Source organism: Maricurvus nonylphenolicus (genome assembly GCF_042854845.1).
GTDB classification, from domain to species: Bacteria; Pseudomonadota; Gammaproteobacteria; order Pseudomonadales; family Cellvibrionaceae; genus Maricurvus; species Maricurvus nonylphenolicus.
Window position 1 is genome coordinate 4347842 of the sequence record NZ_AP031498.1, and the last position, 13511, is coordinate 4361352.

Below are 13511 nucleotides of genomic sequence, written 5' to 3' on the forward strand. Positions count from 1 at the left end.
CTTATCCACATTCCTGCTTTTTCACTGCAAAGCAGTGATATAGCCGCTTTTCTCGCCAATATTTAATTAAATTAAATAAACAGCTTGCACCACCAGCAAAAACCGTGCTTTAATTTAACTGTGTTAAATATCACGATTGACTTCTCTCTGCACGTTTACGGTTGTAAACAGTAGTTCGGCGCATTTTCTGTCCTGTAGATGCGCCTTTTTTTTGCCTAACGAAAATGTAATTGCGTTAAATAACGTGGGAATAGCCCAGATTCTGGCCTTGAGCTAAGTAAAGGCAGCTAGGCTTTTGGGACTTTAGTACCTTCGAGAGTCTCTTTCATCTGCCGCAGACGCTGGTCGATCTCCGGGCTGCGCTTAAGCGCCATACCGGTGGCCAGGATATCCACAATAGTCAGAATCATGATGCGGGTTTGCATAGGCACGTAGATGGTGGTGTCTTCCAGCTCACTGCCAGAGGTAATCACCAGATCACAGGCCTGGGCAAGGGGCGAGGTGGGGTCACAAATCGCTATGACCTTGGCCCCAGCAGCCTGGGCCGTATGGGCGGTATCAATCATAGCTTGGGTGCGACCGGTAAAAGAGATAAACAGGATCAGTGTATCTTCATCAGCTGCCGCGGCGGCCATACGCTGCTTGAGGTTATCCTCATAGGCGATGGTGGGCGTACCCAGGCGAAACAACTTATGCTGGGCGTCCTGGGCAATGGAGGAACAGCCCCCCATACCAAAGATCTCAATACGCTTGGCGGCATTAAGCATATCCACAGCCTTTTCGATGGTGGCGGTATCCAGTTCGGAACGCAGGTAATCCAGGGCTGCCTGGTTAGCGCCAATCAGCTTGTGGATATAAGTATCAGCATCATCGCCAATGGAGACCGATTGGGTTACAAAAGAGGTATCAGAGGCTAGGCTCTGCGCTAGCTGTACCTTAAACTCCGGAAAGCCCTTGCAGCCCATGGTGCGGCACAGGCGCGATACCATAGGGTCGCTCACCTCGGCGCGGCGAGCGATTTCAGCGGTGGTGGCGTGCACGGCGGTTTCCGGATCTGCCAGTATGACTTCCGCAATCCTGCGCTCCGACTTACTCAGATTCTCCAGCTCGCGTTGTAACCGCATTAACAGCATCTAAATCTCTCCCAATGGTCCATATCCTCTTCTTTATCCCACCTTTAGGCACAAAAACTGCTATCCCTACTAGTAGACAGTGCAGCATACCTGAGTAGATGCGGGTAAAGACGCCGGGGATTCTACCAGCAGGAACTGCTCAGAGTTAAATCAGCCAGCATAAATTTAATGGAATTACATATTTTGCTTGAAAAACAACCAAGAAAAGCTGTAAAATTTAACTCAATTAAACAAATCTAGCCCAAAACGTTAATTAAGGGTAGTGGTAACTATATGACCCAAGAATTCGACATAGTCATTTTCGGTGGACTCGGTGACCTGTCACTGCGCAAATTGCTGCCAGCGCTGTACCGCTCTGAATTGGCTGGTCACCTGCATCCTGAGGCACGCATCTTCCTGCTCGCACGCACCATTAACGATCAACAAAAGCTGCTGGCTAAGATCAACAAGTGGCTCACCAACCAGTTAAAAGAGAACGAGTGCCCGGAAGAAAAATGGCAAAGCTTCGCCAACCGTATTCAGTTTTGCTCATTGGATATCACCAAAATTGATGAACGTTGGCAGGGTTTGAGCGAATGCTTGGCCCAACACCCAGAGCGTGATCGCGTGTTCTACCTCTCCCTGCCGCCGAGCTTATACGGTACAACCTGTGAGAATTTGAACAACCACAATATGATCAGCGCCCAGTCACGCGTGGTACTGGAAAAACCTCTAGGGTACGATCAGGAATCTGCCAACGACATTAACAGTCAGGTTGGCCGCTTCTTCCCGGAAGACGCCATCTTCCGTATTGATCACTACTTGGGTAAAGAAACCGTACAAAACCTGATGGCCCTGCGTTTTGCCAACGCCATGTTTGAGCCACTATGGAACGGTCGCCATATTGACCATGTACAGATCAGTATTTCTGAGGAAGTGGGCTTGGAAGGTCGCACAGCCTTTTACGATCAGGCCGGCGCCATGCGCGATATGGTACAAAACCATATTCTGCAATTGTTGTGTTTGGTGGCCATGGAGCCGCCCAATCAATTGCAGGCCAACAGTATTCGTACCGAAAAACTGAAAGTGTTGCAGGCCCTGCGCCCGATTAATGGTTTTGAAGTTCAGAGCCATACCGTTCGTGGCCAATATGTAGAAGGGTTAATGCGCGGCAAGTCAGTACCCGGTTATTTGGATGAACTGGGCAGCGATAGTAACACTGAGACTTTTGTTGCCATTAAAGCCCATATCGATAATTGGCGCTGGGCGGGTGTGCCATTTTACCTGCGCACCGGTAAGCGCTTAAAAGAACGCTGTGCAGAAATTGTCATTAATTTTAAACCCGTTGCCCATAACGTGTTTGATGGCAGCGCCGGACACTTAAGCTCCAACCAACTGGTGATTCGCCTGCAGCCTGATGAAGGCATGCAAATGAAGGTCATGGCCAAAGAACTGAACAAATTTGAAATGCGCCTGCAGGAAGTACCGCTTAACCTGAGCTTTGCCGACACCTTTGAAAATATTCGCAGCGATGCCTACCAGCGCTTGTTGCTGAATGTGATCGAAAACGATTTAAGTTTGTTTGCTCACCGCGACGAAGCCGATCTGGCCTGGGCCTGGGTTGATCCCATTATGAACGCCTGGAACAAATGTGGTTCACCGGTATTACCTTACGAAGCGGGCAGCTGGGGACCAGATGCTTCTGCTGCCCTGCTCCATAGTGACAAACGTTCCTGGCACAACGGCGGCAAACTGCAAAAAGCTAAGGCGAAACGTAAATGAGCATTTGCGAATTTAAATTTTCCAGCCGTGAACAGATGCTGAATGCGCTGTATGAGCACACGCTGGAAATCCTGGAAACAGGTATAAAACACAACGCGCAAGTCAGCTTGTTTTTATCCGGTGGCTCTACCCCTGGCCCGTTATACAAAGCCTTGGCCGAAGCGCCTCTGGACTGGGAAAAGGTTGCAGTAGCGCTGGTAGATGAGCGCTGGGTAGCCGCGGATCACAACGCCAGCAACGAGAAATTAATCGGCGAAACGTTATTGGCCGGCACAGCCCAGCCCATATTCACCGGTATGAAAAATGCCGCAGATACCGCAACAGACGGTCTAACAGAATGTGAAAACGCCTATCGCGCTCTACCAGAGCCCTATGCAGTAAGCCTGTTGGGTATGGGGCCAGATGGACATACCGCCTCACTGTTTCCTTATGCCGAGGGTTTAGCAGACGCACTGGATACGCAAAATACATGCGCCGCTATTTATCCAACTAAATCGGATGTTACTGGCGAATATGTTGAACGTATGTCGATGACACCTTCAGCACTACTCAACAGTCAACGCCTGATACTGATTATTACAGGCGATGACAAATGGGATGTCTACCAGCAAGCCAAACGCGCTGAGGATGTTCAAGCGATGCCTGTTGCTCTGTTTTTACAGCAAGATAAAACTCCCATTGATGTTTACTGGGCGCCATAACGATTAAGATGTAGAGAAAGTTATGCACAAGACCTTAATAGAAGTTACCGAACGTATTGTTGAACGCAGCCGCGAAACTCGCCAGGCTTACCTGCAACAAATTGATGATGCCTTGCTGCAAGGCCCACGCCGTGGCCAACTGGCCTGTGGCAACCTCGCCCACGGTTTTGCTGCCTGTGGACAAGATGACAAAACCGATCTGGCTGCCAATGTAAAAGCCAACATTGCGATTGTTTCTTCTTATAACGATATGCTCAGCGCCCACGAACCTTTCCGTGAAGCACCAGAGCAAATCAAACAAGCCATCAAAGAAGCTGGTGGCGTTGCCCAGTTTGCCGGCGGTGTACCCGCCATGTGTGACGGTGTGACCCAGGGCCAGGCCGGTATGGAACTGTCCCTGTTTAGTCGCGATGTGATTGCCATGTCCACCGCCGTTGCCCTTAGCCACAATATGTTTGATGGTGCACTCTACTTGGGCGTTTGCGACAAAATTGTCCCCGGACTGTTAATTGGTGCACTGACTTTTGGCCACCTGCCTGCGGTATTTGTACCGGCAGGCCCCATGACCACCGGCCAATCCAATAAAGAAAAAGTCCGTATTCGTCAGCTTTACGCTCAAGGTAAAGTGGGTCGCGAAGAACTGCTGGCGGCAGAATCCAAATCCTATCACGGCCCGGGCACCTGTACCTTTTACGGTACCGCCAACAGTAACCAGATGATGGTAGAGATTATGGGCCTGCACCTACCGGGCAGCTCCTTTATAAATCCCTATACGCCACTGCGCGATGCGCTGACCAAGTCTGCCGCGCAACAGGTATTGAAGTTTACCGCCCAAGGCGAAGACTTCCGCCCCATTGGCCATGCTATTAATGAAAAAGCGATTGTGAATGCGATTGTTGGTCTGCTGGCCACCGGTGGCTCTACCAACCACACCATTCACCTGATTGCCATTGCCCGGGCGGCAGGCGTAGTTATTAACTGGGATGACTTTGATGAACTATCGCAGGTTATCCCCAGCCTGACCCGCATCTACCCGAATGGCCAAGCCGATATCAATCACTTCCAGGCCGCTGGCGGTATGTCAGTACTGATTCGCAATCTTCTCGACGCAGGTTTACTACACGGCGATATTCTCACCATTGGTAACGATCGCGGCCTGCAACAGTATTCTCAAGAACCTTATTTGGAAGGTGAACAATTACTGTGGCGTGAAAGCCCGGCGGAATCACTGGATAAAGACGTGCTGACTGATTGTAGCAATCCTTTTGATGCCACTGGGGGTTTAAATGTTGTTGACGGTAATCTGGGCCGTGGCGTGATTAAAGTCTCTGCCGTTAAACCCGAGCATCGCTTTGTGGAAGCACCGGCTATGGTGTTTGATGATCAGGACGATGTAATAACCGCCTTTAAAGCCGGTGAGTTGAATCGCGATGTTGTCGTCGTACTGCGCTACCAGGGCCCAAAAGCCAACGGTATGCCAGAGCTGCACAAGCTCACCCCATCACTGGGTGTTCTACAGGACCAAGGTTATAAAGTGGCACTGGTTACCGATGGCCGTATGTCCGGTGCATCCGGTAAAGTCCCTGCGGCGATCCACCTTTGCCCCGAGTGTGCAGATGGTGGTCCACTGGCCAATGTCAAAACCGGCGATATGATTCGCCTGGATGCCGAAAAGCGCAGCTTGGAAGTGCTGGTTGATCAAAACGAGTTTGAACAGCGTATTCCCATGGCCGCCCATCGCAAAAACTCAGAAACCGGCACCGGTCGTGAACTCTTCAGCGTCTTCCGCAATAATGTCAGCTCGGCAGAAGAAGGCGCGGCTAACTTTTTTAAAAATTAATAAAGCTGGATATATCTTAAATGAGTATTGAAACCATTATGAACACTTCACCGGTTATCCCGGTGATGGTTATAGACAAAGTTGAAAACGCAGTGCCTTTGGCCAAAGCCCTGGTGGGCGGCGGTTTAAAAGTATTGGAGATCACCCTACGCACCGACGCCGCTCTGGAATCTATCCGCGAAATTAAAGCCGCTGTGCCTGAGGCGATTGTCGGTGCCGGTACCGTGATTAATACCGCCACCCTGGATCAAGCCCTGGCAGCCGGTTCCGAGTTTATCGTCACCCCGGGTACTACTCCGGGCTTGGTAGATGCAGCCCTGTCTAACGGCGTACAACTGCTGCCCGGTGTAAATACCCCGACTGAAGCCATGACGCTGTTGGAAAAAGGCATTTCCGCCTTGAAATTCTTCCCGGCCGAAGCTGCCGGTGGCGTGCCCATGCTGAAATCGATTGGCGGCCCGCTGCCACAAATCAGCTTTTGCCCTACCGGCGGTGTTAACCCCAACAATGCCCGTGAATACCTGGCCCTGAAAAATGTTGCCTGTGTTGGTGGTTCCTGGATGGCCCCGGCCAACCTGGTGGCCGAAGGTAAGTGGGAAGAGATTCAACATTTAGCCGCCGAAGCTGCAACACTCGGTTAACAATCCGAGCTTAAAATCTATATAATAAACGCCGTCTAACAAGGCGGCGATAAGAGGGCAAAAGCCCCATCGTTCTAAGGCCCTAAATAGGCCTTACAGGACTCACCCTATACGTGTAGAGAGCACAACGTAGTAAATACATAGGGTAAGTAATATGACAATTCGAGTAGCAATTAACGGCTATGGACGCATTGGCCGCAATGTTCTGCGTGCACTTTATGAGTCCGGCTATCGCGATAAGATTCAGATCGTCGCCATCAATGACCTCGGTGATACCGAGTTTAATGCACACCTGACAAAATACGACTCAATACATGGTCGCTTTCCGGGTGAAGTCGACGTTGATAATAATCAGCTGATTATTAACGGCGATGTTATCCACACCTTTAGCGAGCGTAATCCCGCAGACCTGCCATGGGGCAAGCTGGATATTGATGTCGTGTATGAATGCACGGGGTTCTTCACCTCGCGTGACAAGGCAGCCTCTCATCTGGAAGCTGGGGCCAAACGCGTCATTATTTCTGCGCCTGCCAGCGATGTCGATGCCACCGTTGTCTATGGTGTAAACCATGACGTATTAAATGCGGACAGCCAGATTATTTCCAATGCTTCGTGCACAACTAACTGTTTGTCGCCTGTTGCCAAAGTATTAAACGATACTATCGGTATAGAACAAGGCGCCATGACGACCATCCATTCCTATACCAACGATCAGAAATTGCATGATGTATATCATCAGGATATCTACCGTGCACGAGCAGCCACTCAATCGATGATCCCCAGTAAAACAGGGGCAGCTCAAGCCGTCGGATTGGTACTGCCAGAGCTGGATGGCAAACTTGATGGCATGGCCGTTCGTATTCCTACGGCGAATGTTTCCCTGGTGGATTTTCACTTTATAGCCAAACAGGAAACCTCTGTCGAAGAAGTCAATACAGCCATTAAAGCCGCCGCTGAATCCGCCCCACTAAAAGGCATATTGTGTTACAGCGAAGCGCCGCTGGTATCCGTTGATTTTAATCACGATCCTGCGTCTTCTACCTTCGACGCAACCCAGACCCGTGTTAACGGCAGGATGGTTAAAGTGATGGCCTGGTACGACAACGAGTGGGGATTCTCTAACCGGATGTTGGACAACACCCTGGCACTGATGGCAGCCCAGTAGTACTGGCTCCCGTTTTTAATAAATAGAGGCACTCCATGATTCGACGCACCAAAATTGTAGCCACCCTGGGGCCATCTACCGATGACACTAGCGTACTGGAACAACTCATCCACGCGGGTGTTAATGTTGTCCGCTTGAATTTTTCCCATGGCGGACCGGAAGATCATAAACAGCGAGCCCAACATATTCGCGCTCTGGCTGAAAAGCATCATCGCAGTGTTGCTATTCTGGGTGATCTGCAAGGGCCTAAAATTCGCATCGCCCGTTTTTCCCAAGGGCCCATTCATTTGGACATTGGTGACATCTTCTACCTGGATGCAAGTTTATCTACGGAAGCCGGTAATCAACAGGAAGTGGGCATCGATTACCCCCAACTGCCTGAAGATGTCTCGCCCGGTGACAAATTGTTGCTGGATGACGGCCGCGTAGTGCTGGAAGTTGAGGCTGTTGACGGCTTGCGCATCAAAACCAAAACCCTGGTCGCCGGCAAACTGTCTAACAATAAAGGTATCAATCGCCAGGGCGGAGGTCTGTCTGCTGATGCACTCACCGAAAAGGATTTTCAGGATATTAAACTGGCGGCTGAAATTGGTGTTGATTTTCTTGCCGTGTCCTTTGTTCGCTCCGGTGCCGATATTGAACAGGCCCGTAAGCTGTTAAAAGAAGCCGGTGGCGATGCAGGCCTGGTTGCCAAAGTAGAGCGAGCCGAAGCCGTTGAACCGGAAATACTGGACGATATCATCGAAGCCTCCGATGCGGTGATGGTAGCCCGTGGCGATTTGGGTGTAGAGATTGGCGATGCGGCCTTGATTGCGGTGCAAAAGCACATGATCAAACGCGGTCAGGAACTGAACACGCCGGTTATTACGGCAACACAGATGATGGAGTCAATGATCCACAGCCCGCTGCCCACCCGTGCCGAAGTGTTCGACGTGGCCAATGCCGTACTCGATGGTACTGATGCGGTGATGCTCAGTGCTGAAACCGCCGCCGGTGATTTCCCCGTTGATGCGGTAGAAGCCATGAACCGCATTATTATCGGTGCCGAGCAACAACCTCAATTTATTAAGTCGAGCCATCGCTTGCATAAAGATTTTGTTGGTGTGGATGAGTCTATTGCCCTGTCAGTAATGTATACCGCCAATCATCTGCAAGGTGTCAAAGCGATTATCAGCCTGACAGAAACTGGCAAAACGCCACTGATTATGTCGCGTATCAGTTCCAGTTTACCGGTGTTTGCCTTTACCGATCACAAACGTACAGAGAATCGTGTAGCGCTGTATAAGGGCGTGGTACCGGTAACCTTTGATACCAGCGAGATTTCACCGGATGAAATGAATCAAAGCGTGGTAGATGAGTTGGTACGTCGAGAAGAAGTCGAGGAAGGCGACCTGGTGATTATTTCCAAGGGTGATTTCCTCAATGTACACGGTGGCACCAACACCATGAAGATTGTGCGCGTAGGAGACAAGATTCAGTAGAGACACTGAAAAATAATAGGGATAGAGCGAGCAATGCAACAAGGGTTTGGGGCCCGCTAGGGCCCACTTTTTATCGCTCTTGTAAGGAACCCTCAGCAAGTTATAGAAAGCCCTCAGCGGTCTTGTAGATAGCCGTCGTAATCCGGGATTTCACGCTGAGATACGCCGTTCATCAAACTAGAGGTAATAATCATGTCGGCACTGCTGGCATTACAAGCCACCGGAATATTCCATACTGCAGCTACACGTAACAACGCCTTAACGTCCATATCATGGGGCATGGGTTCCAACGGATCCCAAAAGAAAATCAATACATCGATTTCACCTTCGCTGATTTTAGCACCAATCTGCTGGTCTCCACCCAGTGGGCCACTGATTAACGGTGTTAGCTCCAGCCCTGTTGCCAGTGCGACTTTCTTACCTGTAGTCCCGGTTGCAAACAACTTATGTTTTTCCAACTCAGCCTTGTGTTGCTCACACCAGGCTACCAGTTTTGGCTTCAAATTATCGTGAGCGACCAGTGCAATGGTCTTTTGGGCTGGAATATCGATAACTTTAGTTTTCACGGCGGTTTCCTTGAGGCTGTCTAATACTAAAATATACGCCTGTCTTACTAAAATACAAGCCGTGATTTTTGCGTACCAACACAGTCACTCAAGCGTATTGAAAACACATTAATGTATCTAATCCGTGGTGTTTTATATGAATAGCAAATCTACCCTCTGGCAATCTCTCGAAGCACAAGCACAGGATAGTCAGCAATCTCGAATTGACACCTTATTTGATGAAAACCCACAGCGATTCAATCAATACTCAATTCGTATCAACAATCTACTGCTGGATTACTCCAAAAATTTGATCAGCGATCAAACCATGCAATTGCTGCTGGATTTAGCGAAAAGTTCAGAAGTCGAGTTGTGGCGAGAAAAAATGTTCTCTGGCGAAAAGATCAATGTCACGGAGCAGCGCGCCGTACTCCATACCGCACTGCGTAGTATGGGTGCAGGCAGCAAAGTGTACGTTGATAGTACAAACATTATGGATGAAGTCAGTTTTGAACTGAAAAAGATGGAAAACCTGACTAAATCAGTGCACGCCGGCGAATGGAAAGGTTATTCCGGCAAACCGATTAAAGATATTGTCAATATTGGTATTGGAGGCTCCAACCTGGGTCCGCAGATGGTGACGGAAGCGCTATCCAAATACCAAATGAATGACATCAATGTTCACTATATTTCCAATGTGGACAGCCAACAGATTGCCCAGGTTTTACGCCCATTAAACCCCGAGCAGGTACTGTTTATCGTTTCTTCGAAAACCTTTACCACCAAGGAAACCCTAACTAATGCAAAAACCGCACGTAACTGGTTACTGGCCTACTCTTTCGATGAATCTTCAGTGGATAAACACTTTGTCGCAGTGACTGCCAATCAGGAAGCGGCTATCGACTTCGGTATCGCGCCTCAGAATATTTATCACATGTGGGATTGGGTCGGCGGTCGATTCTCACTTTGGTCAGCCATCGGTCTGCCAATCGCCTTACATATTGGCTTTGATAATTTTGTAGAGCTGCTTAAAGGCGCTCGCGATATGGACAATCATTTCCGCACTACACCGTTGGAAACCAATGCTCCGGTTATTCTGGCCCTGGTAGGCATATGGAATAACACTTTCATGGGCTCACAAGCGCAAGCGATTCTTCCCTACAATCAGTGCCTGCATATGTTTTCAGCCTATTTGCAGCAGGCAGAAATGGAAAGTAACGGCAAATCTGTAAACCGGGAAGGAGAACATATTCCCTACCACACCGGTGGAACCATCTGGGGTCAGCTAGGAATCAACGGCCAGCACGCGTTTTATCAATTCCTGCACCAGGGAACCAGCATAGTACCCGCCGACTTTATTGCTGCTGTTGAAAACCCCACCGCCGCCAAAGGCCACCAGGAATATTTAATGGCCAACTTGTTTGCCCAAACCCAGGCGTTGATGACCGGAATTTCAGAGGAACAGGTTAGGGAAGAGCTTAACGCTAAAAGTCTACCTCAAGAGGCTATAGACAAGCTGGCAGCACATAAAGTCCACCAGGGAAACCGCCCTTCAAATACTATTTTAATGGATAAAGTTTCACCTAGAAATTTGGGGGCACTGATTGCTCTTTACGAACACAAAATTTTTGTTCAAGGCATTATCTGGGAGATATGTTCTTTCGATCAATGGGGTGTTGAATTAGGCAAGCAACTCGCCAACAACTTATTGCCACAACTGGATGCCGCCAATGAGGTAGAAGCACAAGACAGTTCAACTATGGGCCTGATTGGCTTCTATAAAGACATGAGAAAAAACATTAAAAAAGCGCCTTAACCAGGTGCTTTTTTGTCAGCAACACCTTGAAAAAAGTCACAACAATAGCTGTCTTCCTCGATCTTATCGCGATATATTCATAGGCTAATGGTATAACCACCTCGGATGGCAGTATGGGTATATAGCCCCTATTGCCAGGCATCATTGAAGGCCTGGATGTGTTTGTAACTGACTTAACACTGGAAACTCGGGACGACTGCGGTCACTGGATTGCCCACGAACAACCCGTATGGTGTATCCAATGCATTAAAAGCGGGTTAACGCCCTCCTAAACTATCGCCACACTAGCAGGACATAAGAACGGAGAGAAATAACAATGAGTGAAACCAAAGAATATATCCCACCCAAAGTCTGGACCTGGGACAACGAAAGCGGTGGCAAGTTTGCCAATATCAATCGTCCTATAGCAGGCCCAACGCACGATAAGGAACTACCTGTAGGCAAGCACCCACTGCAGCTCTACTCTCTTGCTACCCCTAACGGTGTTAAAGTTACCGTTATGCTGGAAGAGCTTTTAGCGCTGGGTAAAGCTGAAGCCGAGTACGATGCCTGGATTATTAACATTGGTGAAGGTGAGCAATTTGGCAGTGGTTTTGTGGATATTAATCCTAACTCTAAAATCCCGGCTCTATTGGATAACAGTACCAACCCGCCAACCCGTGTATTTGAATCCGGCGCTATTCTTGTTTACCTGGCTGAAAAAAATAATGCCTTCCTGCCCAAAGACCCTGCCGCCAAAGCTGAATGCCTATCCTGGTTGTTCTGGAATATGGGCAGCGCCCCTTTCCTGGGTGGTGGCTTCGGTCATTTCTATGCTTATGCGCCGGAAAAGCTGGAATACCCGATTAACCGTTACGCCATGGAAGTAAAACGTCAGCTGGATGTATTAGACAGAAACCTAGCTGATCGTCGATTCTTGTGTGGTGATGAATATACCATTGCCGATATGGCTAACTATGCCTGGTACGGCGCACTGGCTATGGGCGTACTTTATGAGGCCGGTGAATTTCTGGATGTAGAGTCATATAAAAATGTTCGTCGCTGGACTAAAGAGATTAATGATCGTCCTGCGGTAAAACGAGGTCGCCGTGTGAATCGCGTGTGGGGCGATGAAAGCCAGCAATTGGCTGAACGTCACGATGCAAGCGATTTAGACTAGAAAATTTTTGCAGGGCACCTGGTTTGAAACCTTATCACTCAAACCAGGTTACCAGCAAAATCTTACACGACTTCACCAGCCGCATACCCTGATGCCCAGGCCCACTGAAAATTAAAGCCTCCCAGCCAGCCGGTAACATCCACCACCTCACCAATAAAATACAAACCCATTTGCTTTTTCGCTTCCATGGTTTTGGAAGACAGCTCATTGACATCAACACCCCCAAGGGTCACTTCAGCAGTACGATAACCTTCAGTAGCGGCGGGTGTGATTTGCCAAGCATGTAAACGGTCAGCAATCTTTTGTAATTCCTGACCACTTAATTGATTAAGGGGTTTTGACTCGATCCAGTGCTCACAGAAAACCTGCGCCCATTTTTTTGTTAGTAACTCACCCAGGATGGTACGTAATTCTGTTTTCGGTCGCTCGCGTTTCATCTGCTCCAGAAAATCGTTTAACTGAAGATTCGGTAGCCAATTAATGGTGATAGTATCGCCGGGTTGCCAGTAGGAAGAAATTTGTAAAATCGCTGGACCACTGATACCACGGTGAGTAAATAATAACGCTTCGCGAAAGCTTTGGTTATTACATTCAACATTGATATCCACAGCACTGCCTACCAAGGGTGCGAATTTATCAAGGTGGCTTTGCCCTAAAGTAAACGGCACCAAACCCGGCGTGCGGGGTTTTAAGCTCAAACCAAATTGGGTTGCCACCTGATAGCCAAAACCCGTAGCGCCCATGGTGGGAATCGATAAACCGCCGGTAGCAATAACCAAAGAATTGCAAGCGACTTCGCCCTGATTAGAGCTAACGGTAAAACCACCGTCCTCTTTGGTTTTAATGGCAAGGATTTCACAGTGGGTTCGAATATCCGCTTCGCTCTTGTCACACTCTCGTAACAACATATCGAGAATATCCTGCGACTTGTTATCACAGAACAGTTGTCCCAACGTTTTTTCATGGTAAGGCACACCGTGCTCAGCGACCATACCGATAAAATCCCATTGGGTATAACGCGATAGCGCCGACTTGCAGAAGTGCGGGTTGGCCGATAAATAGTTGCCAGGCTCGGCATACATATTGGTAAAGTTGCAGCGCCCGCCACCGGACATGAGGATTTTTTTGCCCACCTTATTGGCGTGGTCCAGCACCAGTACCTTACGGCCCCGTCGCCCAGCAGTAATGGCGCACATCAAGCCTGCAGCACCGGCGCCAATAATAATCACGTCTGAATGGGTGGGTAACTGCGACACAAGGGACTCCAAA

The 13511-nt window shown here is 49.0% G+C and carries 11 protein-coding genes; 8 read left to right on the forward strand and 3 right to left on the reverse strand.

From position 1 onward, the window contains the following. Positions 1-287: 287 nt before the first annotated feature. Complete coding sequence (gene hexR / locus ACGHZ6_RS18885; protein WP_390615580.1) at positions 288-1133, reverse strand: transcriptional regulator HexR; 846 nt, start codon at positions 1131-1133, stop codon at positions 288-290. Positions 1134-1406: 273 nt separating this feature from the next. Here hexR and zwf point away from each other — a divergent pair, with 273 nt between their 5' ends. The 6 genes from zwf (at position 1407) to pyk (ending at position 8722) form a co-directional block, all read left to right on the forward strand. Then, positions 1407-2894 carry a glucose-6-phosphate dehydrogenase gene (gene zwf / locus ACGHZ6_RS18890; protein WP_390615581.1) on the forward strand — a complete coding sequence of 496 codons (1488 nt, stop codon included), beginning with the start codon at positions 1407-1409 and terminating at the stop codon, positions 2892-2894. Continuing rightward, positions 2891-3595, forward strand: a complete 705-nt coding sequence (gene pgl / locus ACGHZ6_RS18895) for a 6-phosphogluconolactonase (protein ID WP_390615582.1) — start codon at positions 2891-2893, stop codon at positions 3593-3595. Before zwf ends, pgl begins: the two co-directional genes overlap by 4 nt. A 22-nt stretch (positions 3596-3617) precedes the next feature. After that, entirely contained in the window at positions 3618-5435 is a 1818-nt protein-coding gene (gene edd, locus ACGHZ6_RS18900) for a phosphogluconate dehydratase (RefSeq protein WP_390615583.1), read from the forward strand. A 20-nt stretch (positions 5436-5455) separates the two neighbouring features. Continuing rightward, entirely contained in the window at positions 5456-6076 is a 621-nt protein-coding gene (locus ACGHZ6_RS18905; RefSeq protein WP_390615584.1) for a bifunctional 4-hydroxy-2-oxoglutarate aldolase/2-dehydro-3-deoxy-phosphogluconate aldolase, read from the forward strand. 154 nt (positions 6077-6230) lie between these two features. Further along, the gene (gene gap / locus ACGHZ6_RS18910) at positions 6231-7241 is read left to right on the forward strand and encodes a type I glyceraldehyde-3-phosphate dehydrogenase (RefSeq protein WP_390615585.1); all 1011 of its coding nucleotides are present in this window, start codon (positions 6231-6233) and stop codon (positions 7239-7241) included. 35 nt (positions 7242-7276) lie between these two features. Next, positions 7277-8722, forward strand: a complete 1446-nt coding sequence (gene pyk, locus ACGHZ6_RS18915; protein WP_390615586.1) for a pyruvate kinase — start codon at positions 7277-7279, stop codon at positions 8720-8722. A 113-nt stretch (positions 8723-8835) separates the two neighbouring features. Here the strand turns inward: pyk and ACGHZ6_RS18920 are convergent, their stop codons facing one another. Further along, complete coding sequence (locus ACGHZ6_RS18920) at positions 8836-9288, reverse strand: methylglyoxal synthase (RefSeq protein ID WP_390615587.1); 453 nt, start codon at positions 9286-9288, stop codon at positions 8836-8838. 136 nt (positions 9289-9424) lie between these two features. Here ACGHZ6_RS18920 and pgi point away from each other — a divergent pair, with 136 nt between their 5' ends. Together pgi and yghU are read left to right on the forward strand one after the other, a co-directional pair. Further along, positions 9425-11083 (forward strand): glucose-6-phosphate isomerase, encoded by a 1659-nt coding sequence (gene pgi / locus ACGHZ6_RS18925; protein WP_390615588.1) that lies wholly within the window; start codon positions 9425-9427, stop codon positions 11081-11083. 316 nt (positions 11084-11399) lie between these two features. Then, positions 11400-12242 carry a glutathione-dependent disulfide-bond oxidoreductase gene (gene yghU / locus ACGHZ6_RS18930; RefSeq protein ID WP_390615589.1) on the forward strand — a complete coding sequence of 281 codons (843 nt, stop codon included), beginning with the start codon at positions 11400-11402 and terminating at the stop codon, positions 12240-12242. 62 nt (positions 12243-12304) lie between these two features. Here yghU and ACGHZ6_RS18935 read toward each other — a convergent pair whose 3' ends face one another. Continuing rightward, a complete protein-coding gene (locus tag ACGHZ6_RS18935; RefSeq protein WP_390615590.1) occupies positions 12305-13498 on the reverse strand; it encodes an NAD(P)/FAD-dependent oxidoreductase in 1194 nt (397 codons plus the stop codon). Positions 13499-13511: the final 13 nt, after the last annotated feature.